Genomic DNA, 23936 nt, shown 5'->3' on the forward strand with positions numbered 1-23936 from the left:
CATGCTGAAGCCCGGAGTGCTGCTCGGTAACCGGTACCGCCTCGACGAGCGGATCGCCGGTGGCGGCATGGGCGACGTGTGGCGGGGCACCGACGAGGTGCTCGGCCGTACGGTGGCGGTCAAGATCCTGCTGCCGGCGCTGCTGGACGAGCCGGGCTTCGCCGAGCGGTTCCGGGGTGAGGCCCGGACCATGGCCACGATCAACCACCCCGGGGTGGTGGACGTCTACGACTACGGCAGCGACCAGCAGATCGCCTTTCTGGTGATGGAATACGTCGAGGGCGACGCGCTGTCCCGGACGCTGGGCCGGGTCGGCCGGCTCACCCCGGCCCGTACCATGGCGTTGGTCGCGCAGGCCGCCGACGCGTTGCAGGCCGCGCACGACAAGGGCATCGTGCACCGGGACGTGAAGCCGGGGAACCTGCTGGTCCGGCCGAACGGCACCCTGGTACTCACCGACTTCGGCATCGCCCGCTCGGCCCTGGTCGGCCAGCTCACCGCCGCCGGTTCGGTGCTCGGCACGGCGTCGTACATCTCGCCGGAGCAGGCGGCCGGCGAGGTCGCCACCGCCACCTCCGACGTGTACGCGCTCGGCGTGGTGGCATACCAGTGCCTTGCCGGCCGGCGGCCGTTCGAGGGCAACAGCGCGATCGAGATCGCCATGAAGCACGTCCGGGACGCTCCCCGGCAGCTTCCCGGCGACATCCCGCCGGCGATCCGGGCGATCGTCGAGCGCTCGATGGCGAAGGACCCCAAGGCCCGCTGGCAGAGCGCCTCCGAGCTGGCCGCGGTGTCCCGGCAGGCCGCCGCCACGATCGGGATGGCGAACCAGCCCGGCCGACCGGTCGCGTCGCTGCCGGTGCCGCCGCAGCGCCCCGCCCCGCTGCCGCCCGCGATGCCGCACGGGCCGACCTCGGTCCCGCCCGCGCCCCGGGTGCCGCCCGGCGCCGCCCGGGTGGGACCCCCCGCGCCACACTCGCCGGCCGTCCCGCCGATGGCCCGCCCGCCGGCCGGTACGGCGCCGGTCGGCCCCGCCGGCTACAACCGGGGTGCGGCCGCGGTGCCGCAGCCGGTCCGGCCCCGGCCGGAGGCCGCATACTCGTATCCGGGGCGTCCGGCCGCACCGCAGCCGTCGCCCGGGAACCGCTCGTTGCTGATCGCGCTTTTTGTCGTGCTGGGCCTGTTGGTACTGATCTGCTCGGGCGTGATTGCCTTCAGGTGGAGACAAGACCAGAACCAGAACAACAGCAGCATGCCAGCGCCCCAGACGGCGATATCGGAACTCCGGTCGGAAGCCGGACGCGACGCATCGCCCGGTGCGCCGTACCGTCTGGTGCAGCGGACCGTGTACCCCGACGGGGTGACCAGATGAGCGAAGGACGACAGACGAGATGACGGCGCAGGCCCGCCTGCTGGGTGGCAGGTACCAGGTCGGCGAGCTGCTCGGATACGGCGGCATGGCCGAGGTGCACCGTGGGCGTGACCTCCGGCTCGGTCGCGATGTCGCGATCAAGATGCTTCGTACCGATCTGGCCCGTGACGACACCTTCCAGATGCGTTTCCGGCGGGAGGCGCAGAACGCCGCCTCGCTGAACCACCCGGCGATCGTCGCCGTCTACGACACCGGCGAGGAGATCGCGCCGACCGGCGAGACGCTGCCGTTCATCGTCATGGAGTTCGTCAACGGCCGGACCCTCAAGGAGGTGCTCGCCGCCGAGGGGCGGTTGATGCCCCGACGGGCCCTGGAGATCACCGCCGACGTCTGCGCCGCGCTGGAGTTCAGCCACCGGCACGGCATCATCCACCGGGACATCAAGCCCGGCAACGTGATGATGACCCAGACCGGCCAGGTCAAGGTGATGGACTTCGGCATCGCCCGGGCGCTGGCCAGCGGTGCCACCACGATGACGCAGACCAGCGCAGTGATCGGTACCGCACAATACCTCTCCCCCGAGCAGGCCCGGGGCGAGGCGGTGGACGCCCGATCCGACGTCTACGCCGCCGGTTGTGTGCTGTTCGAGCTGCTCTGCGGCCATCCGCCGTTCGTGGGCGACAGCCCGGTCAGCGTCGCCTACCAGCACGTACGCGAAGCTCCGCCATCGCCGAGCGACCTCAACCCGGACGTCACCCCGCCGATCGACGCGATCGTGCTCAAGGCGCTGTCGAAGAACCCGCTCAACCGCTACCAGAGCGCTGCGGAGATGCGGGCCGACCTGCTCCGCGCGGCGGCCGGCCGGCCGGTGATGGCCACCCCGGTGCTGCGCGAGGACGAGACGATGGCGATGTCGCACACCGCCACGACTCGCGCGATCCCCACCGCCGGGGGCCGGCCGATGCCGCCGGCCCGGGTCGGCGACGCCCGGCGCCGCAAGGCGTCCGCCTGGGTGATCGCCACGCTGAGCGGTCTCGGGGTGCTCGCGGTGATCGCCCTGGTCGCCGCCCTGTTGCTCAACGGCGACGACGGTGGCGGCCCGACCACCACCGTCGAGGTGCCGAACGTGGTCGGCAGCACCCGGGAGGCCGCCGAGAACACGCTGCGGCAGGCCGAGCTGACCCCCAAGCTCGGCGCCGCGGACAACAGCGAGGACTGCGAGGTGGGGCAGGTCACCACGCAGAGCGAGCCGGCGAAGTCCAAGGTCGATCCGCGTACCGAGGTCGAGATCCGGGTCTGCGAGGGCCCGGCGACGGTGCAGATCCCGGCGAACCTGGTGGGCGGACGGTTCGAGGCGGTCGAAGGCCAGCTCAAGAGCCTCGAACTGAAGGTGCAGCGCAAGGACGTCAACAGCGACGAGCCGAAGGGCATCGTCACCAGGGTCGACCCTGGCGAGGGTAAGAAGGTCGCCCCGGAGAGCACCGTGGTCGTCGAGGTCTCCCGGGGCAACGTCGTCGAGGTGCCTCGGGTCACCGGGCTCCAGGAGGACGAGGCCCGGGATCTGCTGAGGGATGCCGGCTTCGATGTACGGGTCGTCGACGGCGAGCCGGTGCCGCGGGCCGAGGCCGGTGAGGTGACCGGGCAGAACCCGAGGGGCGGGGAGAAGAAGTCGACCGGCACGCTCGTGACGATCACGGTCAGCGTGCCGGAACAGGAGGAACCGACCCCGACCAGCCCCACGCCCACGCCCAGCACCGGGGGCGGCGGCGGGAGCGGGTTGTTCCCACCGTTGAGCCCGCCGGTCACCCGGCCGGAATGACGCTGATCGCACCAGTGCGGAGAGGCTGACCGCTCTCCGCACGCCGACCACCCCGGCCTACCGGGCCAGGGTCAGACCGTGACGAAGGCGGCCCGGCGCCGGGCGTCGACCTCGGCGGCCAGCGCGGGCGCCCGGTCCAGTGCGGCGGGCAGGCCACAGCCGGCGAGCCAGTTGGCGAGCATTAGGTGACCACCCTCGGTCAGTACCGACTCGGGGTGGAACTGCATGCCCTCGATCGGCAGGTCGCGGTGCCGCATCGCCATCACCACGCCCGACTCGGTCCAGCCGGTGACCTCGATCTCCGCCGGCAGGGTCTCCGGGGGTACGGCGAGCGAGTGGTAGCGGGTCGCGGTGAACGGGTCCGGCAGCCCGGCCAGTACGCCCACGTTCCGGTGTCGGACCTCGGACGTCTTGCCGTGCAGCAGTTCGGGTGCCCGCTCGACGGTCGCTCCGAAGGCGGCCCCGATCGCCTGGTGGCCGAGGCAGACGCCGAGGATCGGCAGCCTGCCGGCGTACTCCCGGATCACGTCGAGGCAGACGCCGGCCCGGTCCGGGGTACCTGGGCCGGGGGAGAGCAGCACTCCGGCCACGTCGAGCCGACCCACCTCGGCGAGGTCGATCTCGTCGTTGCGGCGTACCTCGCAGTCGGCGCCGAGCTGGCCGAGGTACTGCACGAGGTTGAAGACGAACGAGTCATAGTTGTCGATCACGAGGACGCGCATCGGGCCTACCTGGTCGGGCTCGGGGGCGGAGTGTTGTTCCGGTCGGTGTCGTACGGCAACTCGTGCTCGTCGCCGGACGGCTCACCGTCGACGCCCGGATCCTCGCCGTCCACTCCCGGGTCACCGGCCGGGTCCCCGGGTACCCCGTTCTCCTGGGTCACCTGGACGTCGTCGAACGGCAGCAGCGGCTCGGCCCACGGGAAGATGACATACCAGAACAGGGCGAGCAGGCTCGCGGTGATCAGCAGCGAGCCGATCAACTTGCCCGGAATCCCGAACGGCAGCTTGCGCCAGATCCACCCGTACATGGCCGGTCAGCCGTCCAACTCGGGTGGGCGGGGCGAGCCGGCCGCCTTCGGCTCGGTACGGATCAGCTCGGCGTGCACGATCAACCGCTGGTAGTTGTCGAACTTCGGGTTGCAGGTGGTGAGGGTCAGCATCGCCTCGGTCGGCTTCTTGCCGGGCTTGCCGGGGACCGGGGCGACCACCTCGACCTGGGACGGCCGGACGATCCGGGTCTGCGACACGTGGTAGACGAACCAGGCGTCCTTGGACTCCACCACGATCGCGTCGCCGTTGTCGAGTTCGTCCAGCCGCCAGAAGGTGGCCCGGTTCCGGTGGCCGGCGACCGAGAAGTTGCCGACCTGGCCGGGTAGCGCGCTGGTCGGGTAGTGGCCGGGGGCGTACCGGATGTCCTTCTGGCTGACGCCTTCCACCACGGTCCAGTGCTTGTCCAGCTTCGGGATGTAGAGCCCGGCGATCGGCTTGCCCGGTACCGGCTTGGCCGGCTTCGGGGTGGCGGTGGGGGTGGGGCCGACCGTCGGGTCGGGCTCGTCCCACTGCTGGGCCAACTGCTGGCTCAGGTCGTCCTGGTGCGCGTTGACGATGGTCGACTTGCCCCACACCTCGTACGCCGCGAAGAGCAGCACGACCAGGCCGAAGGTGATCAGCACCTCGCCGGTGGCCCGGATGCCGGTCCGGATCCGGGAGCCGACCGACGGCCGGGTCAGCTCGGAGTAGACGCTCCTGTAGCCCTCGCCGGTCTGCTCCGGCCGGAGCTGGACGACCCGGTCACCGCGCCGGGGACGCTGCTCGGGGTCCGTTCCGTCGTCCGAGCCGTCCGCGTCGTCGCCGCCGGCCGGTCGGGGCGGGATCGCGCCGATCAGCGCGGTGGACTCGATGTCGTCCCGGCGAGGCTTGGCTGCCGGCCGGACGTGCGGCAGGGCGGTAGTGGCGCCGTCGGCTCCGGTCAGCCCGGTGGACTCGACGTCCTCCCGGCGGGACGTGGCTGCGGGCCGGACGTGCGGCAGCGCGGTGGTGGCGCCACCGGCTCCGGAACCGCGCTGCGCCGTCTGCGGGATCGGCGCGGTGGTCTCCGGGTCCGGCGGCGTGACGGCCGGGATGAGCGCGGTCGGACTGTCGGCGCGACCGTTGCCGTTGACCTGGCCGGTCCCGCTGGTCCCGGAGGCGTGGCCGGTTCCGCTGGTCCCGGAGGTGTGCCCGGTCCCGGGGGCGTGACCGGTGCCGTTCGTGCCGGAGGCGTAGCCGGTCGCGGGGGCGTGACCGGTACCGCTGGTTTCGGGGGTGTGGCCGTTCGCGGTGAACTGGGTGGGCGTGCCGGCGAGCCGGTCGGGCGTACCGCCGGGGGTTGGTGGGGCGACGCCACCGGAAGCCGCAGGCGGTGCCCAGGGGTCCGGGGTGGCCGGCGGGGAGGTCCGTCGGCCCGGGTCACCACCCGGGGGTGGCCCCCAGCGGCCGGGGTCGGCGGCCGAGGTCGGTGCCCAGGCGCCCGGGTCGACGCCCGAGGCCGGCTCCCAGGCGCCCGGTCGGACCGGCGGTGCCGGCTCCCAACGGTCGGGGACGGTGTTCGGTCCCGGCGGCCAGCGCTCGGTGTCTCCGGCCGCGTCCCGCCGACCGGCTGGCGGGGCTGACTCCCGACGGTCCGCCGGAGGGTGGGCGATCCGGAACTCGGGCTCGACCGGCGAGTATGGCTGCGGGCGGTGGCTGTCGGACGGTCCCCGGCGCTCGCCGGGGTGGCCGTGCTCCCCCGGACGCGGCTCGGGCGGCGCGGACGGGCCACGCCCGGCCGGATCGGCGCTCGGATAGCGGCCGGGATCGCCGCCGGGCGGGCCGATGGTGCCGCGCGGGGGCAGGTCCACGCCGTCGTGGGCGGCCGGCGGGGGCGGCTCGGGCGCGCGCGGTGCCCGGCCCGGTGGCGGCGCCACGACGTGGTCGACGGTGATCCGCGGGCGAGGGCCGCCCGGCTCCGCCGACTCGGGGCGGGACGGACGCGCTGCCCGGTCGGCCGTCGGCGGCTCGTCGGCCTCCGGCAGCCGGGGGATGTACATGGTCGCGTCGTCGCCGTCCGGCGCGCGGTGCCGACCGTTGCGGGCGGAGTTCGGGTCGCCGGCCACCGGGCTCACCCGGGAACCTCGGCCGACCGGAGTCCGCCGGGACCGTCGTACGCGGGAACCGTCACGTTGGGCTCCACTGCCTCGTGGTATCCAAGGTGGTAGTGGGTGACCGCGTCCCTGAACAACCGGACCCCCTCGGACGCGGCGAGTGCTCGCTGTAGTGCGGCGGGATCGCCGATGGCGGTGATCTTGAACGGTGGCGAGTACACCTGCCCGTGCAGGAGCAGGGTGTTCCCCACGCAGCGTACCGCGCTGGTGGAGAGGACACGGACACCCATGATTGTCATGGCCTCGGCACCTCCGGCCCAGAGCGCGTTGACCACCGCCTGCACGTCGCCCTGGTGCACCACGAGATCGTCGTTGCTGGCGTCGGCCGGCAGCTTGCCGTCGCCCGGCTGCGGCGCGTCGTCGAGTTCGACGGAGAGCCCCGGGCCGGTCAGCGCGGTGAACCCGGCCGCCTCCCGGCTGCCCGTGGCCCGGTCGCGCTGGGCCGCCACCCGGCCGTCGGAGCCGCCGAGCGCCTCGGTCTGGTTCTCCACCTCGTCGCGGAGCGCGGCGGCCCGCTCCTGTCCCGAGGCCACCTGGTCGCGGCGGTCCTCGATGAGCTGGGCGAGTTCCGGGCGACGGTCCTCGCGCAGCGAGGTGCCGTCGGCGGTGGTGGCCGTGGTGGTGAAGAGCAGCCCGGCGGCGAGCGCGATCAGGGGTACGCCCACCGACCACCCGGGCCGGCGCTCGGCCGAACGCCGGGGCAGCAGCCCCACGGCCGCGCGGCGGAGCACCTTCCGCCAGGACGCGACGCCGGAGGTGTACTCCATCGCGCCTTCCCCCTCACGATCGTGCCGATCTGGTAATTATGTCCTAATCGCGGGAATTACCGAGGCGATCCGGGCGTTCAACAGTCCGTACCCAGGTTGCCGGGTCCGTGGCCTGAACGGGTTCTCGCGACTACGCTAGCTGTCGAACATTATTGGCCATGGACCGTCGCCCTTGCGTCCGGTTGTCAGGCCGGACGAGGATCACCACCCCCTCAGGAGAGCGCCGTGCCCAAGTCTCAGGTACGTAAGAAGAAGGTGTACACCCCGCCGACCGACGTCCGTCCGACGTCCACCGCGGCGACCCGCAAGCCTAGCCCGGTCTGGTTGCCGGCCACGGCGGTCGGGTTGATCGTCTTCGGCATCGGCTGGCTGGTGGTCTTCTACCTGTCCGACATGGAATACCCCGTCGCCACCTGGCGGTACTGGAACCTCGCCATCGGATTCGGGGCGATGGTCAGTTCGCTGGGTCTGCTCTCCCGCTGGCGCTGACTCCGGTCCTACTTTCCCCACCCGTCCCGGCAGCCGGGGCGGGTGACCGTCGTTGCGACGATAGTCACGTTACCAATGAGTAACCTCGCCGCGTAGGCTGCGTACATCGCCGCCGGTGGACGACGCGTCGGCCCGGCGGCGGACGAGGTCAGGCAGCAGGACGGAGAGGCCAAACAGGCATGGGCAGCGTCCAGATCGTGACCACGATCCTCGCCGCCGGCATCACCGCGGTCGCGGTGTGGCTGGCGGTCCGCGCGGTGCTGCGGATGACCGCGGTGATCCGGTTCGGCCAACCCGACCCGGGGCGGTTCACCGACCGGGGCGCCCGGGCCCGGAACATGCTGGTCGAGACGCTCGGGCACACCCGGATGCTCCGCTGGAGCGTGGTGGGCGCCGCGCACTGGTTCGTGATGGTCGCCTTCGTCGTCCTGTCGCTGCTGGTGCTGGAGGCGTACTTCGAGGTGGTCACCCCGACCGGCGGGCTGCCGCTGGTCGGGCAATGGGTCGGCTACGGACTGGTCACCGAACTGATCGGGATCCTCGGGGTGGTCGGGATCCTGGTGTTGATCGGCATCCGGCTGGCGAACCGGCCGGGCAACCCGGCCCGCCGGTCCCGGTTCACCGGCTCGACCATGTGGCAGGGCTACTTCGTCGAGGCCGTGGTGCTGGCCGTGCTGGTCTGCGGGTTCCTGATCCGGGGCTTCAAGGTCGCCACGGACCACTTCGAGTTCCCGGCCTGGGCCACCCCGGTCAGTCACGCCGTCGGCGCGCTGCTGCCGGCCTGGGACGCGGGTACCAGCGTCACCGCCCTGGTGAAGATCGCGATCTCGATGACCTGGGTCATCGTCATCTCGCTGAACGTGACCATGGGTGTCGCCTGGCACCGGTTCGCCGCCTTCCCCAACATCTTCTTCAAGCGTGAGCCCGGCCGGGCCGGCTCCGGGCTCGGCGCGCTGCGCCCGATGACCAGCAACGGCAAGCCGCTCGACTTCGAGGAGGCGGACCCGGAGAAGGACCAGTTCGGGGTCGCCCAGGTCGAGCAGTTCACCTGGAAGGGACTGCTGGACTTCACCACCTGCACCGAGTGCGGGCGGTGCCAGTCGCAGTGCCCGGCCTGGAACACCGGCAAGCCGCTCTCGCCGAAGCTGCTGGTGCTGTCGCTGCGCGACCACGCGTACGCCAAGGCGCCGTACCTGCTGGCTGGTGGGGGTAAGGACCTGACCGGCGAGGAGAAGGCGACCGAGGCCCAACTCGCGCACATGGACGTGCTGGCGCTGGCCGAGGCGAACCGGCCGCTGATCGGCGGCGCCGATGAGTTCGGGGTGATCGACCCGGACGTACTCTGGTCCTGCACCACCTGCGGCGCCTGCGTCGAGCAGTGCCCGGTCGACATCGAGCACGTCGACCACATCGTGGACATGCGCCGCTACCAGGTGCTGATCGAGTCGAGCTTCCCCTCCGAGGCCGGCGTGATGCTGCGCAACCTGGAGAACAAGGGCAACCCGTGGGGTGCCCCGCCGAACACCCGGGAAGACTGGACCAAGGGGCTCGACTTCGAGGTGCCCCGGGTCGGCGAGGTCGAGGACTTCGAATACCTCTTCTGGGTCGGCTGCGCCGGGGCGTTCGAGGACCGGGCCAAGAAGACCACCCGGGCGGTGGCCACCCTGCTGCACGAGGCCGGGGTGAACTTCGCCATCCTCGGCGAGGGCGAGACCTGCACCGGCGACCCGGCCCGGCGGATCGGCAACGAGTTCGTCTTCCAGATGCTCGCCCAGCAGAACGTGGAGACCCTGAACGAGGCGTTCGGCGACCGCGAGCCGGCGAAGCGCAGGATCGTCGCCACCTGCCCGCACTGCTTCAACACCCTCGGCAACGAGTACGGCGAGCTCGGCGGCCAGTTCGAGGTCGTGCACCACACCCAGTTGCTGGCCCACCTGGTCGCCGAGGGCCGGCTCACCCCGGTCCAGCCGGTGGACGGCGGGCTCACCTACCACGACCCGTGCTATCTGGGCCGGCACAACCGGGTTTTCTCCCCGCCCCGCGAGGTGCTCGGCGCGGCGGCCGACGGGATCACCGAGATGCCGCGCAACCAGGAGCGCTCCTTCTGCTGCGGCGCGGGCGGTGCCCGGATGTGGATGGAGGAGCGGATCGGCAAGCGGATCAACGTCGACCGGGTCGAGGAGGCGATGTCGACCGGGGCGAAGACGATCGCGGTCGGCTGCCCGTTCTGCTCGACGATGCTGAACGACGGGGTCAACGGCAAGGAGGCCGGCGACCAGGTCGAGGTGGTCGACGTCGCCACCGTACTGCTCCGCTCGGTCAGGCCGGCCGGCACCGTGGATCCGGAACCGGCAGGCACCGCCGGCTGAGCGCCTCGGCCGTCCGTCGGGGCTTCCCCAGCCCCGTACCTGTGGAAAACCACACCGGTAGCCTCCAGAGGTGTCAGCGGGGCCGGAGGACGTGACCGGGGACGCCGTACCGGCGACCCGGCGGGACGCCGGCCGAGCCCTGCCCGGTCTGCTCCGCCGGTCGCTCCGGCTCGGCGTCGGACTCCTGATCGGCGCGGTGACCGCGACGGTGGAGCTGACGTACCTGCTCGGGCTGGGGTCGATCCTGCTGGTGCTCCGGGTACCGGCCGGGTCCCGCCGGGCGGGGGCGGACCGGATCGTCGAGCGGATCGAGACCGGCGCCCGCGAGCTGGCCGAGGTTGAACGGTGGCGGCTGGCCACCTTCCTGGGCAGCGAGAACGCGGCCGACTACACCGGTCGACGGGCCGTACGCTATCTCGCCCTGCGCTGGGCGGTCGGCGGGCTCGGCGGCTTCGTACTCGCGATCTTCGGCTGGGGCGTACTCTCCGGCGGGGTCTGGATCTGGGAGGCCGTGCGCGGCGAGAGCACTCCGCTGACCTTCGTGGCGCAGCTCGTACTCGGGCTGGTCGGCCTCTTCCTGGTGGTGCAGGGCGCCAGCGGCGTGATCGCGCTGGACCGCCGACTGGCCCGGCGGTTCCTCGGGCCGAGCGGCCGGGAGGTGCTGGAACGCCGGATCACCGAGCTGGCCACCAGCCGGGCCGGGGTGGTGGCGGCGGTCGACGCGGAGCGGCGCCGAATCGAGCGGGACCTGCACGACGGGGTACAGCAGCGGCTGGTCGCGCTCGGCATGCTGGTCGGCCGGGCCCGCCGGACCACCGACCCGACGAAGGCGGCGGAGCTGCTGCGCCAGGCGCACGAGGAGTCCGGCCGGGTCCTCGACGACCTCCGCGAGGTCGCCTGGCGGGTCTACCCGACCGCGCTGGACAACCTGGGGCTGGCCGACGCGCTGGCCCGGGTCGCCGAGCACGCCGGGCTGCCGGTCCGGGTCGACTACCGGCTGACCGGGCGGCCGGCCCGGGCGGTCGAGACGGCCGCGTACTTCGTGGTCTCGGAGGCGGTGACGAACGCCGCCAAGCACGCCCGGGCCGGCCGGGTCGACGTCGAAGTCGCGGTCCGGGACGACCGGCTGGTCGTGACGGTCGTCGACGACGGCGTCGGCGGGGCCGATCCGGCCGGTGTCGGCCTTTCCGGCCTGGCCCGCCGGGTCGCCGCCCTGGACGGCCGATTCCGGGTGGCGAGCCCGGCCGGCGGTCCCACCACCGTCGTCGCGGAGCTGCCATGCGGGTGATGTTGGCCGAGGACTCGATCCTGCTCCGGGAGGGGCTGCTCCGGCTGCTGGCCGAGGAGGGACACCAGGTCACCGCCGCCGTCGGCGACGCGACCGCCCTGGTCACGGCGGTCGCGGCGGACCCACCGGAGGCGGTGGTGGTCGACGTACGGATGCCGCCGACCCACACCGACGAGGGGCTGCGCGCCGCACTGGAGATCCGCCGCCGCTGGCCCGCCGTCGGGGTTCTGGTGCTCTCCCAGTACGTCGAGAAGCGTTACGCCGTCGAGCTGCTGACCAGCCAGAGCGGCGGGGTCGGCTACCTGCTCAAGGACCGGGTGGCCCAGGTCGGCGAGTTCCTCGACGCGCTGACCCGGGTGGGCGCCGGCGGTGCCGCCTTCGACCCGGAGGTGGTACGCCAACTGCTGGCCCGGACCAGTCACACCGACCCGCTGAGCCGGCTGACCGTACGGGAGCGGGCGGTGCTGGACCTGATGGCGCAGGGGCACACCAACGCCGCCATCGCAGCGGTGCTGCACGTCTCGCAGAGCGCCGTCGAGAAGCACGTGAACGCGATCTTCGACAAGCTCGACCTGGCGCACGTCACCGGGTACAGCCGGCGGGTGCTCGCCGTACTCCGCTACCTGGGCGGCTGACCGGAGCCGAGCCGGGCCGTTGACCGGAGTCGAGCCGGGCCGCTGACCGGGACCGAGCCGGGCCGGGCCGCCGCCGTGGGCGGCCCGGCCCGGCGACGGGTCACATCCGGTGGCGGCTGCCCGAACGGTTGCGTCGGGCCAGCCGGGAGAGCACGAACCAGCCGACCACGACCACCACCGCCACGATCACCACCTTCTGGAACACGCCGGCGTACTCCTCGACCCGGTGCCAGTTTTCGCCGAGCAGATAGCCGGCCAGCACGAAGACGGTGTTCCATATCAGGCTGCCGAGGGCGGTACAGAGCAGGAAGGTGCCGAGCCGCATCCGCTCGATGCCGGCCGGGATCGAGATCAGACTGCGGAAGATCGGGATCATCCGGCCGAAGAAGACCGTCTTGACCCCGTGCCGGACGAACCACGCCTCGGTACGGTCCACGTCGGCGAGCTTGACCAGCGGCAGCCGGGCGGCGATCGCCCGGGTACGCTCCCGGCCGAGCAGCGCGCCGATGTAGTAGAGCGCCAGCGCGCCGACCACCGAGCCGAGGGTGGTCCAGAAGATCGCCGACCAGAGGCTCATCTCGCCCCGGCTGGCGGCGAAGCCGGCGAGCGGCAGGATGATCTCGCTGGGCAGCGGCGGGAAGAGGTTCTCCAGCGCCACCGCCAGGCCCGCTCCGGGGGCACCGAGCGTGTCCATCAGGTCGGTCGCCCACTCGGCGATTCCGCCGAGCGGGGTGGGTTCGGCGGCCAGCGGGGCCGTATCATCGATCATGAATTCGACGCTAGCCGGTGCCACCTGTCCACACCCTGTGGAGCGGCGCCCGGTCCTCTGCCGGGCACCACAGTCACGGACTGCGGTGAACCACACACGGCGCTCGTTCGTACCTGTCGATGTCGGACCGCCCTCGGCGGTCTCGACCAGGCGATGGTGGGCCCGACGACGGCCCCAGGACCGCGAGGAGGCGGGCGCCGCGTGGCGGAAAGCGCACCACACCGGATGGCGGCGGAGTCGAGCGGACGACACCGGAAGGCCGGTCCGGTCGACCGGCGCGCCCGGTCCGGACGCCGGCTCCGGCTGATCTCCACGGTGGGGCTCGGGGTCGGGCTGCTGCTCCTCGCGATCCCGTTCGGGGCGGAGACGCTCCGGACGGTGGTCTGGGGCGGCGGGGCCGAGCCGCAGGTGGGCGTACCGGCAGCGGTGGCCAGCCCGCCGGGGCCGGAGTCGACGCCGGTGGCCGAGCCGACCCCGGACGGCGTCCTGCCGACCGGTACGCCCGGGGCGACCCCGACGGCGACCCCGACCCCGACCTCCCGGGCCGACGGTGCTCCGGCGTCCACCCCACCCGCACCGTCGACGTCGTCGCGGCCACCGATCCAGGGCGCGGCGGTACCGACGTCACCCGCGACCACCGGCCCGCCCCCGCCGGCCGCCCCGCCGCCGCCCCCGCAGCCCGTGCTGCTCGGCCCGGACGGCCGGGACGGGCTGGCCCGGATGATGGACCGCTACTGCGACGAGCACGTCGGCGTGACGAGCTGGGCGGACACCCGTGGCGACGGCGGCTGGGAGTGCGACCGCCTGCTGCTGTCGTCCCGCACCGTCGACATCGACCTGGCCTGCCGGGACACCTACGGCGACGGCGCGTTCGCGCAGAATCCGGAGGGCCGGGACCCGTTCGGCTGGCGCTGCTTCCGGCGCTGAGCCACCGGCCGGGATGGCTGCCGCTGGCCCGGGGCGCGGCACCCATGCCGGCCACCCGGGGGCGGCCCCGGCGTGCTCCGGCCACCCGGGGCAGACCGCCCCCGGTCACCGTGGGCACCGGGCAGCCGGCCCCTGGTCGGGCCGGTACTGTGCTCGATAATCGCGGGCCGGACGCGCCCACGGTCGAGGTGAACGCATCATCGACGCCCTACTCCTCACCACCCTGTTGCCGCTGGCCGGCTTCGTCCTGTTGACCGTTGGCAACGCGTTCTTCGTCGCGGCCGAGTTCGCGCTGGTCACCGTCGACCGGGCGGAACTCGACCGGCGGGTGGCCGGCGGCGACCGGCGGGCCGGTACGGTCCGCAAGGCACTCCGGGAACTCTCCTTCCAGCTCTCCGGCGCGCAGCTCGGGATCACCATCACCGCCCTGCTCACCGGCTATCTCGCCGAGCCGGCGCTGGCGAAGCTCTTCGCACCGCTGCTTCGCCCGGTCGCCGGGGACGCCACCGGGCGGGTCACCCCGCTGCTCGCGCTGGCCCTGGCCACGCTGCTGTCGATGCTCTTCGGCGAGCTGGTGCCGAAGAACGCCGCGCTGGCCCGGCCGATGCCGGCCGCGCTGGCCACCGCCGGGCCGATGCGGGCGTTCTCCCGGATCTTCGGCTGGCTGATCCGGGGCCTGAACAACTCGGCGAACTGGCTGGTCCGCCGGCTCGGCGTCGAACCGCAGGAGGAGCTGGCCAGCGCCCGGTCGCCCGAGGAACTCGGCCTGCTGGCGGCGATCTCGGCGCGGGCCGGTGCGCTGCCCCGGGAGACCGCGATGCTGCTGCAACGGACGATCCGGTTCGGCGACAAGCGGGCCGCCGAGGCGATGACGCCCCGGGTCGACGTGGTCGCGCTGCGGGCCACCGCCTCGGTCGCCGAGCTGCTGGCCCTGGCCCAGCAGACCGGCCGGACCCGGTTCCCGGTCTACGAGGAGACCGTCGATCTGGTCACCGGGGTGGCCGGGGTCGTCGACGCGCTCGGCGTACCACCGAACCGCCGGGCGTCCACCACGGTGGCGGCGGTGGCCCGGGAGCCGGTGTACGTGCCGGAGAGCCTGGACCTGGACGGCGTACTCGCGGCGTTGCGCGCGGCCGGCGCGGACCTGGCGATCGTGGTCGACGAGTACGGCGGCACCGACGGTGTGGTGACGGTGGAGGACCTGGTGGAGGAGCTGGTCGGGGAGATCGCCGACGAGTTCGACCCGGTCGCCGAGGAGTCCACCCCGCACGTGCACGAGTTCGCCCCGGACGCCGTCGCGGAGAGCCCGGTCGAGTTGACCGTGCCGGGCGGGGAACGTGTCGTGCTGGTCGACGGGGTGCTGCGCGAGGACGAGCTGGTCGAACAGGCCGGCTTCCGGCTGCCCGAGGGCCCGTACGAGACCCTCGCCGGGTTTCTGCTGGCCCGGCTCGGCCACATTCCGGTGGCCGGCGAGACCGTCGAGGAGCAGGGTTTCGAGTTCACAGTGGTCGAGGTGGTCCGGCACCGGATCGAGCAGGTCCGGGTGGTCCGGTCCGAGGAGGCCGTCGAGTGAAGCTGCTGATCACCCTCGGGCTGCTGCTCGGCAACGCCTTCTTCGTGGGCAGCGAGTTCGCGCTGATCGCGTCCCGGCGTACCGTGATCGAGCCGCTGGCGGTCGGGTCGCAGCGGGCCCGGTGGGCGCTGGCGGCGATGAACCAGATCCCGCTGATGATCGCGGGCGCCCAGCTCGGCATCACCATCTGCTCGCTCGGCCTCGGCGCCATCGCCGAGCCGGCGCTGGCGCACCTGCTGGAGGAGCCGTTCCACGCGCTGGGGCTGCCGGACCGCGCGGTGCATCCGGTCGCCTTCGTGATCGCGCTCGGCGTGGTGGTCTTCCTGCACACCGTGATCGGCGAGATGGTGCCGAAGAACATCACGCTGGCCGGGCCGGAGCCGTCCGCGCTCTGGCTCGGCCCGGCGATGCTGGCGTTCTGCGTGGCCACCAAGCCGCTGCTGCTGGCGATGAAGTGGACGTCGGCGCGGATCCTGCGGCTGTGGCGGGTCGAGGCCACCGACGCGGTGAAGACCGTCTTCACCGCCGAGGAGTTGGCCGGGCTGGTCTCGCAGGCGCGTACCGAGGGGTTGCTCGGCTCCGAGGAGCATGCCCGGATCACCGGCGCGTTGGCGCTGAACCGGCGTACCGCCTCGGACGCGCTGCGACCGTGGGCCACCGTCACCACCGTGGCCGAGGACGTCTCGCCGGCCTCCCTGGAGGTGCTGGCGACCCGCACCGGGCGGTCCCGGTTCCCGGTGGTGCAGCGGGCCACCCGCCGGGTGCTGGGCTTCGTGCACGTCAAGGACATCCTCGGGTACTCCGGTGCGGCCCGCCGGGCGCCGGTGCCGACCGAACTGCTCCGGCCGCTTGCCGTGGTGCCGCCGGACCGGAGCCTCGCCGACCTGCTGCTGTCGATGCGCCGGGAGCGCCGGCACATGGTGCTGGTCAGCGACGGGCGGGTGCCGATGGGGGTGGTCACCCTGGACGACGTGCTCACCGCCGTCGTCGGGACGGCCACCGACCCCACCGGCACCGCTGCACAGCCCGCGCCGACCGTCTAGCCGATCGGCGACGGCAGCAGTTGTACGTCGTCGGCCTTGACGAACATGATCCGGTGACCGAACTGGATCTGGACGTACCTCAGGTCGCCCCGGACCACCGTCCAGTCACCCGGTGACGAGCCGTCGAATGTGGTGGCCCGGTAGTACTCGCCGGGCAGCACGTTGCCGACCGCGTACCGCTGCCCGGCGGCGAGGGTGTACTGCAACGGCGTGACCGCCTGCACCGGTACGCCGGCCGGGTAGGCGTCCGGCTCCGGGTACGCCCTGCCGTACACCGGGATCGTCGCCCGGCCCGGCTTCGGCGTCGCGACCAGCCCGACCGTCCACTTCGCGGTGGGGTTGTTCCTCGGGTTGTGGAACCACGCCCGCTGCCCGAGATACCAGATCGCGGTCCAGTCGCCCTGCCGGCCGGCGAGCGCGTAGGTCTGCCCGGCCGACGCCCGCGCCCCGTGGTCGGAGATGTGCATGGTGTTCGGCGTGCCGTCCGGCCGCAGCGCGATGTCGTTGACCAGCGGCGCGTCGGCGGCCGGCGCGCTGCGCAGGATCACCGACGACGATCCCCGGGCCGGGCACGGCACCCCGGCGGTCTCGCAGCCGGTGAAGGCCGGCCGGTTGGTGGCGAAGTCCGGGTCGATGGTGACCAGGCCGGCGGCCGGCAGGCCGATGCCCCGGAACGGTGCCTTCAGCAGGTCGAAGTAGTGCGACCAGTCCCAGTACGGGCCCGGGTCCCAGTGCATGCCGCGCACGTTCGCCGGCAGGATGCCGGGTACGTTGTCGTGCCCGATGATGTGGTTGCGGTCCAGCGGGATGTCGTACCGGTCGGCGAGGTAGCGGACCAGTTTGGCCGAGGTCCGGTACATCGCCTCGGTGTACCAGGTGCCCTGGGCGGCGAAGCCCTCGTGTTCGAGGCCGATCGCCTTGGCGTTGACATACCAGTTGCCGGCGTGCCAGGCCACGTCCTTGCCCTTGACGTGCTGCGCGATGTGCCCGTCCGCCGAGCGGAGCGTGTACTGCCAGCTCACGTAGGTCGGGTCCTGCACCAGCCGGAGCGTGGTGTCGTAGCTGCCCTCGGTGTCGTGGATGACGATGTACTCGATCTTCTGCCGGCCGGGCCGGTCGGAGAGGTCGTGGTTGCCGTAGTCGCCGTCCCCGAACGCCTGGTAGGGCGCCGGGATCCACTCGCAGGAGATGTCGCGCGGGCACTCCAGCCCGTCCGGGCGGGGCTTGCCGGGCAGGCCGAGCCGGTCCAGCCAGGAGCGCTGCGGGTCGATTCCGGCTCGGCCGGGCAGCGTGATCCGGTGGCCGTCGTCGGTGGTCCGGCTGGCGCCGTCGGCGATGGTCCGGTACACCTCGTCGGCGAAGGCCGCAGCGGCGTCCGCGCGGTCGCTGCCGGCGTACCGGGCCACCGCGCCGTACCAGGCCGCCGGGTCGCTGGCCGGGCCCGTCGGCGCGGCCAGCGATTTCTGGTACGACGCCAGCAGCGCCGCCCCGCCCCGGATGTTCGCCGCCGGCTCGGCGCGGAGCACCTGCGCGTCGACCCCGGTCAGCGCGACGGCGGCGTCCAGGGTCTGCCCGCCGGGCGGCGCGTCGCCGGTCCGGTCGGTGTGCGGGCCGACGAGTCCGGTCGCGGGTCGGGCGGGCCGGGCCGGGTCGCCGCGCCGGTCCTCGCCGTGCTCGGGGTGCTCCGGCCCGCCGGCCAGCCCGGCGACGTCGGTGAGGTGCATCGGGCCGTACCCGCCGCTGGTGCTCGGCGTGCCGGCGTTCGTGTCCCAGCGAGATTCCAGATAGGAGACGCCGAGCAGCACACTCTCGGGTACGCCGAACTCGGCCGCCGCGGCGGTGTACTCCTGTTGTCGGGTGTCGGGGGGTGCGACGGTGGCTGGTGCGGGGCTGGCCGGCAGCAGCGCGGCGGCGCCGACGACTGCGGCCCCGATCGCGATTCTCCTGCTCAGCGGGCGTGTGGTGGGAAGCATCGAACCTCCATGAGCCGGGGGTGGGCTTGAAGATCACCCTCCACCCGGGACCGGCGTCGGTCAATACCTGCCAACCAAGCTCGTCGCTATGTAGAAATCTTTCATCGGTACCGAGCGTGTTCGGCGGGTCCGGGTGGCTCCCACCGTCAGCGACCGCTCCGATACCTAACGAATCGACTCAGATCACGGGGTTGCGTTTGGATAACACCCTTCTCTAGTGTTGGGGACCGTCGAGCCGACGGCAGGCCGCCTAGCCGGGCGGCGACGTCTCGACACCGCCGAATCGTCACACTGAGCGAACCGGGGACCCGAGCTTCATGGGGTGAATCCGCCTCACGCGGTAGGGCGACAATCTTCCCGCCCGAACCCGTCAGCTAACCCGGTAGGCGGGCTACGGAAGAAGGAGTACGGACCCCGGTGGCTCCCCCTGCCCCGTCGCGGTCGCAATCCCCCCAGTCGGCATCCGCCGGCGCCGGGAACGCGAAGCCGCGCTCTCGAAGGTCCATTCTCGCCATCGCGCTTACCGCACTGGCCAGCACTGCCGTGCTGTTCACCGGCACGACGCCAGCGCTCGCCGAACCGTCGGTGGCCGAGATCGAGCAGCAGATCGACACCGAGTGGCGCAAGGTGGAGCCGGTGATCGAGAAGCACAACGCCACCCGGCAGGACCTGGCCGCGAAGAAGAAGCAGGCCGCCGCCCTGCAAAAGAAGATCGCCCCGCTCCAGTCGCAGATCGACACCGCGATGAACCGGGTGAGCGACTTCGCGGTGCAGGCGTACAAGGGTGACAAGGCATCGACGTTCAACGCCCTGCTCACCTCGAAGTCGCCGAGTGCGCTGGTCGGCCAGCTCTCGGTGCTCGACCAGTTCGCGCGGCAGCAGCAGCGCGAGGTGCAGGCGGTCATCGACCTCAAGGACAAGTACGACGCCCAGAAGGCTCCGCTGGACCGGCTGGTCAGCCAGTTGACCAAGACCGAGAAAGAGCTGGCGGCGAAGAAGAAGGAGATCGACGCCGAGATCGACCGGTTGCAGAAGATGCGGCTCCGGGCGTACGGCAACGGCTCCGCCGGCCCGCTCCGGCCGGCGCCCTGCCCGGCGAGCTACCCCGGTGGCGCGGCCGGCGAGGCGGTCAAGTTCGCCTGTGCCCAGATCGGCAAGCCCTACGTGTGGGGCGCGGACGGCCCCGACTCGTACGACTGCTCCGGCCTGACGGGGGCCGCCTGGGCCAAGGGCGGGGTGTCGCTGGCGCACAACGCCCGGTCGCAGCGCGGCCAGACCGCCAGGATCAGCCGCTCCGAACTACGCCCCGGTGACCTGGTCTTCTACTACGCCGACCTCAGCCACGTCGGCATGTACGTCGGCGACGGCTGGATCGTGCACGCCTCCCGGGCCGGCGTACCGGTGAAGATGAAGCGGATGGACGACGGCGAGATCCACAGCTTCGGCAGACCTGGCTGACGTCTCCCGGACCGAGTCAACGGCAGAACCCCCGTCGCGCCACGCGGCGGGGGTTCTGTCCGTTCGGTGTGTGCGGGCGAGCGACTCGTCAGTGCGTCTGGCGGCTCGGGCGGGTGGCCTCAGCGGGTGGGCCAGGTGTGCCAGTTCTGCCAGGAGCGGCTCGGGGTGGGGCCGCGCTGCCCCTGGTAGCGCGAACCGTAGACGGCCGACCCGTACGGGTGGGCGGACGGCGACGAGAGCCGGAAGATGCAGAGCTGGCCGATCTTCATCCCGGGCCAGAGCCGGATCGGCAGGTTGGCCACGTTCGACAGCTCCAGCGTGACGTGACCGGAGAAGCCGGGGTCGATGAAGCCCGCCGTCGAGTGGGTGAGCAGGCCGAGCCGGCCAAGGCTCGACTTGCCCTCCAGCCGCCCGGCGAGCTGGCTGCCCAGCGAGATCACCTCCAGCGTGGAGGCGAGCACGAACTCGCCCGGGTGCAGCACGAACGGCTCGCCGTCCGGCACGTCGACCAGCGAGGTCAGCTCGTCCTGCTGCACCGCCGGGTCGATGTGTGTGTAGAGGTGGTTGTTGAAGACCCGGAACAGCCGGTCCAGGCGTACGTCGATGCTCGACGGCTGCACCAGCGCGGGGTCGAACGGCTCCAGCGCGAGCATGCCCGCCTTGATCTCGATCACTAGGTCGTGGTCGGAGAGCAGCACCGGATCACCTTAGCGAGTCGACCGAAGTCGGCTGGCCGCGACCTCGCCGATGGGTGGGATCGGGATGGGATCGGGGTAGGTGATCGAACAGGTGTTCGATAGAATGTGTTCATGGCATCCTGGTCCGAATTCGCCTCCGACGAGCCCCGACTCGCCGACGCGATCCGCGTCCTCATCCAGCAGTACGGCCCGGGTCTCGGCTACCTGGCGACCGTACGCGCCGACGGTGGGCCGCGGGTGCACCCGGTGTCCCCGGTCATCACCGACGAGGGACTCTTCTGTTTCGTCGTCGACTCTCCGAAGCGGCGCGACCTCGAACGGGACGGCCGCTACGCGCTGCACTCGTTCCCGCCCGAGGAGAGCGACGACGAGGCGTACGTCGCCGGTCGGGCCCGGCCGGTGACCGACCAGGCGCGGGTGGACCGGCTTGCCGGCAACCTGCGGGCCGCACCGCAGGTCGACTGGCGGCTCTTCGAGTTCACCGTCGACGTGGCGATGGTGGCCCGGCACGGCAGCAACGGCGCCACCCCGCTCGCCGGCGGAGAGCGGTCCGAGCGGCCCGCCGTGCAGGTCTGGCTCGACCCGGCCGGCGCCGTCACCGCACCGGACGGCACCGCCGCCGGGGCGGCAAAGCGGCGCGGCCGGCGCCGGGCCGTCGAAGAGCAACCGGTACCCACGTCCTGACCTACGGCTCGCGGAACGCCTTCCACGCCTTGAACATCCGGAACACCTGACCGTACGTGAACTCGTACATGCAGGCGTCGACCGAGTAGTCCATGAAGTTGTGGATCGGGTCGAGGCCCGGCTTCGTCGTGCAGGTGTCCCGTCGCTCCGGGCAGCCGAAGGCCGGTTCCGCCTCGGCGGGCGTGTCGAAGACGTGGTCGCCCTGGCCCTCGCATCCCTCCTGGAAGGTGTGGTAGAGGTTCAGCCAGTGCCCGATCTCGTGCGTCGCCGTGTCACCCGCGTTGTACGGCGTCGCCGTACCGCCCGGCAGCGACTCGGCGAGCACCACCACCCCGTCGTACGAGTCGAGTTCCCGCTTCGGGAAGGTCGCCCAGCCGAGCAACTGGTCCTCCAGCAGTCCGGTGTAGACGTTCAGCGTGTACTTGCCGCCGACCCGCAGCGCACGCTTCATCTGCGCCTCCGCCGGGCTCTCCGGCACGATCGGATACCAGGCCGGGTTCACCACCCGGTTCACCTTCTTCAACCTGAACCGGAACGGCGTCCAGGCTCCACCGGTACGCCCACCGAACGAGTCGTTCAACACCCTCAACTGGGCGTTGATCAGTGACACCGGAATGTCCCCGTCGGCCCGGGTCCGCCGCTCGCTGATCACGTGGAACACCACGTCGACGGTGATCCCGAGCCTGTCCGGTACGCCGAGCGGCGCAACCCCGACCCGCTCCGCGTACGCCGAGTCGACCGCGCGGTCCAACTCGGCTGCCTCGGCCGAGGTCAGCTCGTTCGGTTCGGTGCTGTACGGCGCACCGGGCCTCGCCTTGGCGTTCGGGGCTGCCGCGTTCGGGTGACCTCCGGTCGTCTCGGCACAGCCCGATCCGTCCGACCGCCCGGCCGACCCCGGAGGTGCCGCCACCACCGGACCGGGTCCGAGCAGCAGGACGAGAAGAATGCTCGCCAAGCCGGTCATGCCGGAACGCGCCGACGATCGCAGTCCACGAAACGCCATTGCCACACCCTTTGCCTTCGGAGAGTGGCTCCGCGATGACACAGAGCCATAGTTGCAGGTGGGGCGGACGTTACTCGGCATGGCCGCTGTTGCAAACGAGGCGGTACGGCGTGGTTCACGACCGATCCGACCAGGTGACAGAGCGGCCGCAGCCGTACGCGGGGGAGGATGAGTGCATGATCGGACCCGACCAGGTACAGTGGGGTCCGCTCGCGGGTGTAGTTCAATGGCAGAACATCAGCTTCCCAAGCTGACAGTGCGGGTTCGATTCCCGTCACCCGCTCCAACCCGAAGGCCCTGGTCAGGACATCAGTCCCAGCCAGGGCCTTCGATGTGTTCCGGGCCGCGATCATGCGACGGGCCATCCACGGGCCATTAGCGCCGCCGGGCCACCGCGCCGGCCATCCCGTCGTCCGGGTCGTCGCCGCGCCGCTTGCCCTTGCCCGCCTTTCTCGACCCGTCGCCCTTCTTCGGTGCGTCGCTCTTCTTCGGCTTGCTGCCCTTGGCCTTCGACTTCGTGGGCGCCTCGCTGGCCGCCGCCTTGTTCGCCTTCTTCCGCTCGGCCTTCATCGCGGTGTTGACCGCCTGGGCGATGGCCCGGTCGGCTTCGGCGGTGGCGTGCTGGTAGATCATTGCCGCTTGCGGCGAGTCGTGGCCCATCCGTGCCATCAGTTCGCGGGTGCTGGCGCCGGTCCGGGCGGCGAGGGTGTTCCCGGTGTGTCGGAGGTCGTGGAAGTGCAGCCCTGGCACGCCGAGCTTGCCGACCGCCGCCGACCAGCCGATGAGCTTGTTCAGGTTGCCGCGCCAGATGGGCCGCCCGTTCGGCCCGGTGAAGGCCAGCGCGTTCGGGTTGTCGTCGACGAACGCCGCCAGGTGGTCGCGCAGCGCCGGCAGGACGGCCGCCGGCACCGAGACGGTACGCACGCCGGCCCGGGACTTCGGCGGGCCGAGGACCAGGCCGATGCCCCGAACCTCGGTGTACGCCTGCCGGATGCGGATCAGCCCGGCGTCGGCGTCGATGTCCTGCCGTTGCAGCGCGGAGACCTCACCCCAGCGCAGGCAGGCGAAGGTGGTGACGAGGACCAGGGCGCGGTGGCGCTCTTCCATCAGGTCGGCCAGCTTGAGCGCCTGGGCCATGGTCAGCACCGGCCGTTCCGGCGCCTTCTCCTGGTCGGCGCCGGGGATGCGGCACGGGTTCTTCCGCAGCAGCTCGTCTTCGTTGACCGCCGTCATCAGCACCGCGCGCAGCAGCCGGTACGCCTTCGCCGCCATGCTCTCCGAGACGCCGTTGCCGAGCAGGTCCGCCCGCCACTCCCGGATCAGCGGCGTGTCCAGCCGGCCGAGTTCGGTGTCACCGAGGTACGGCGCGATGTGCTTGCCGAGCAGCCACCGGTAGAGCGCGACCGTGCGGGGACGGAGGTTCGGCCGTTGGGCGATCCACCGTTCCGCGTAGTCGCCAAGGGTGACCTTCGCGCGTTCCGGGTCGATCCACTCCCCGCGCATCATCTGCGCTTCGATCATCGACAGGTACTGGTCGGCGTCCCTCTTCCGGGCGAAGGTGTCGGGCGCATTTCGCTGCCGCCCGTCCGGTCCGGGATAGCGGACCTGGTAGCGGCCGGATTCCCGCTTGCGGATGCTGCCGAAATGCCGACGACCGGCCGCCATCACGCCACCCGTCCGAGGCCGCGCCACACGTCGGTACGGCTGATCGACTCGACCCGACCGGACTCGACATGCGCCGCCAGGTCGACCGCCTTGATGCGGACGCACCGGCCGAGCTTGTGGAACGGGATACGCCGCTCGGCGACGAGCCGCCGCACGTACCGCTCACTCATCTGAAGCCTGGCCGCTGCCTGCTCGATGGTCAGAACCTCATCCACTGTGG

21 protein-coding genes, 1 tRNA gene and 1 riboswitch are annotated in these 23936 nt (G+C 72.0%); of the genes, 12 read left to right on the top strand and 10 right to left on the bottom strand.

The genetic code is table 11. The features are described 5' to 3' along the window. Position 1: 1 nt before the first annotated feature. Together Pma05_RS23405 and pknB are read left to right on the top strand one after the other, a co-directional pair. Entirely contained in the window at positions 2–1372 is a 1371-nt protein-coding gene (locus tag Pma05_RS23405; protein WP_203859608.1) for a serine/threonine-protein kinase, read from the top strand. Positions 1373–1391: 19 nt separating this feature from the next. Next, on the top strand, positions 1392–3191 hold the full coding sequence (pknB, locus tag Pma05_RS23410) for a Stk1 family PASTA domain-containing Ser/Thr kinase (RefSeq protein ID WP_203859609.1): 1800 nt from the start codon (positions 1392–1394) through the stop codon (positions 3189–3191). Positions 3192–3262: 71 nt separating this feature from the next. On the opposite strand, the gene Pma05_RS23415 is transcribed toward pknB, so the two are convergent. From Pma05_RS23415 to Pma05_RS23430, 4 genes are read right to left on the bottom strand one after another with little or no spacing between them, the layout of a single operon-like run. After that, entirely contained in the window at positions 3263–3913 is a 651-nt protein-coding gene (locus Pma05_RS23415) for an aminodeoxychorismate/anthranilate synthase component II (protein WP_203859610.1), read from the bottom strand. Positions 3914–3918: 5 nt separating this feature from the next. Then, complete coding sequence (locus Pma05_RS23420) at positions 3919–4221, bottom strand: hypothetical protein (RefSeq protein ID WP_203859611.1); 303 nt, start codon at positions 4219–4221, stop codon at positions 3919–3921. Between the two features lie 6 nt (positions 4222–4227). Further along, complete coding sequence (locus Pma05_RS23425) at positions 4228–6336, bottom strand: class E sortase (RefSeq protein ID WP_239312929.1); 2109 nt, start codon at positions 6334–6336, stop codon at positions 4228–4230. After that, positions 6333–7142 carry a DUF881 domain-containing protein gene (locus Pma05_RS23430; RefSeq protein ID WP_203859612.1) on the bottom strand — a complete coding sequence of 270 codons (810 nt, stop codon included), beginning with the start codon at positions 7140–7142 and terminating at the stop codon, positions 6333–6335. The genes Pma05_RS23425 and Pma05_RS23430 overlap by 4 nt, the downstream gene beginning before the upstream one ends. Before the next feature lie 225 nt (positions 7143–7367). Between Pma05_RS23430 and Pma05_RS23435 the strand changes: the two genes are divergently transcribed. From Pma05_RS23435 to Pma05_RS23450, 4 genes are all read left to right on the top strand, one after another. Beyond that, positions 7368–7631, top strand: a complete 264-nt coding sequence (locus Pma05_RS23435) for a cell division protein CrgA (RefSeq protein ID WP_203859613.1) — start codon at positions 7368–7370, stop codon at positions 7629–7631. A 179-nt stretch (positions 7632–7810) separates the two neighbouring features. Further along, entirely contained in the window at positions 7811–10000 is a 2190-nt protein-coding gene (locus Pma05_RS23440; protein ID WP_203859614.1) for a (Fe-S)-binding protein, read from the top strand. 70 nt (positions 10001–10070) lie between these two features. Further along, entirely contained in the window at positions 10071–11288 is a 1218-nt protein-coding gene (locus Pma05_RS23445; RefSeq protein WP_239312931.1) for a sensor histidine kinase, read from the top strand. Then, positions 11279–11923, top strand: a complete 645-nt coding sequence (locus Pma05_RS23450; RefSeq protein WP_203859615.1) for a response regulator — start codon at positions 11279–11281, stop codon at positions 11921–11923. Before Pma05_RS23445 ends, Pma05_RS23450 begins: the two co-directional genes overlap by 10 nt. Positions 11924–12023: 100 nt before the next feature. Here Pma05_RS23450 and Pma05_RS23455 read toward each other — a convergent pair whose 3' ends face one another. Continuing rightward, a complete protein-coding gene (locus Pma05_RS23455) occupies positions 12024–12692 on the bottom strand; it encodes a DedA family protein (protein ID WP_203859616.1) in 669 nt (222 codons plus the stop codon). Between the two features lie 201 nt (positions 12693–12893). Here Pma05_RS23455 and Pma05_RS23460 point away from each other — a divergent pair, with 201 nt between their 5' ends. From Pma05_RS23460 to Pma05_RS23470, 3 genes are all read left to right on the top strand, one after another. After that, positions 12894–13619, top strand: a complete 726-nt coding sequence (locus tag Pma05_RS23460; protein ID WP_203859617.1) for a hypothetical protein — start codon at positions 12894–12896, stop codon at positions 13617–13619. 226 nt (positions 13620–13845) lie between these two features. After that, entirely contained in the window at positions 13846–15192 is a 1347-nt protein-coding gene (locus Pma05_RS23465) for a hemolysin family protein (RefSeq protein WP_203859618.1), read from the top strand. After that, positions 15189–16235 carry a hemolysin family protein gene (locus Pma05_RS23470; protein WP_203859619.1) on the top strand — a complete coding sequence of 349 codons (1047 nt, stop codon included), beginning with the start codon at positions 15189–15191 and terminating at the stop codon, positions 16233–16235. The genes Pma05_RS23465 and Pma05_RS23470 overlap by 4 nt, the downstream gene beginning before the upstream one ends. On the opposite strand, the gene Pma05_RS23475 is transcribed toward Pma05_RS23470, so the two are convergent. Continuing rightward, positions 16232–18208 carry an N-acetylmuramoyl-L-alanine amidase gene (locus Pma05_RS23475; RefSeq protein ID WP_203859620.1) on the bottom strand — a complete coding sequence of 659 codons (1977 nt, stop codon included), beginning with the start codon at positions 18206–18208 and terminating at the stop codon, positions 16232–16234. The two genes, Pma05_RS23470 and Pma05_RS23475, sit on opposite strands and share 4 nt — an antisense overlap. Before the next feature lie 266 nt (positions 18209–18474). Continuing rightward, a riboswitch (cyclic di-AMP (ydaO/yuaA leader) is annotated at positions 18475–18613 on the top strand. A 138-nt stretch (positions 18614–18751) separates the two neighbouring features. On the opposite strand from Pma05_RS23475, the gene Pma05_RS23480 reads away from it, so the two are divergent. Next, positions 18752–19666, top strand: coding sequence for a C40 family peptidase (locus Pma05_RS23480; RefSeq protein WP_239312934.1), 915 nt, complete (start codon positions 18752–18754; stop codon positions 19664–19666). Positions 19667–19785: 119 nt separating this feature from the next. On the opposite strand, the gene dcd is transcribed toward Pma05_RS23480, so the two are convergent. Further along, entirely contained in the window at positions 19786–20364 is a 579-nt protein-coding gene (gene dcd / locus Pma05_RS23485) for a dCTP deaminase (RefSeq protein WP_203859622.1), read from the bottom strand. A gap of 111 nt (positions 20365–20475) precedes the next feature. Between dcd and Pma05_RS23490 the strand changes: the two genes are divergently transcribed. Continuing rightward, positions 20476–21048 carry a pyridoxamine 5'-phosphate oxidase family protein gene (locus Pma05_RS23490; protein WP_203859623.1) on the top strand — a complete coding sequence of 191 codons (573 nt, stop codon included), beginning with the start codon at positions 20476–20478 and terminating at the stop codon, positions 21046–21048. A gap of 1 nt (position 21049) precedes the next feature. Here Pma05_RS23490 and Pma05_RS23495 read toward each other — a convergent pair whose 3' ends face one another. Next, entirely contained in the window at positions 21050–22012 is a 963-nt protein-coding gene (locus tag Pma05_RS23495) for a zinc metalloprotease (RefSeq protein ID WP_203859624.1), read from the bottom strand. Positions 22013–22263: 251 nt separating this feature from the next. Between Pma05_RS23495 and Pma05_RS23500 the strand changes: the two genes are divergently transcribed. Beyond that, positions 22264–22337, top strand: a tRNA-Gly gene (locus tag Pma05_RS23500). A gap of 89 nt (positions 22338–22426) precedes the next feature. Here Pma05_RS23500 and Pma05_RS23505 read toward each other — a convergent pair. Together Pma05_RS23505 and Pma05_RS23510 are read right to left on the bottom strand one after the other, a co-directional pair. Continuing rightward, positions 22427–23716, bottom strand: a complete 1290-nt coding sequence (locus Pma05_RS23505; protein WP_203859625.1) for a tyrosine-type recombinase/integrase — start codon at positions 23714–23716, stop codon at positions 22427–22429. After that, positions 23716–23931: a helix-turn-helix domain-containing protein gene (locus Pma05_RS23510; RefSeq protein ID WP_239312937.1), complete on the bottom strand. Its 216-nt coding sequence runs from the start codon at positions 23929–23931 to the stop codon at positions 23716–23718. The genes Pma05_RS23505 and Pma05_RS23510 overlap by 1 nt, the downstream gene beginning before the upstream one ends. Positions 23932–23936 lie beyond the last annotated feature (5 nt).

This window comes from Plantactinospora mayteni (assembly GCF_016862935.1).
Classification (GTDB): domain Bacteria; phylum Actinomycetota; class Actinomycetes; order Mycobacteriales; family Micromonosporaceae; genus Plantactinospora; species Plantactinospora mayteni.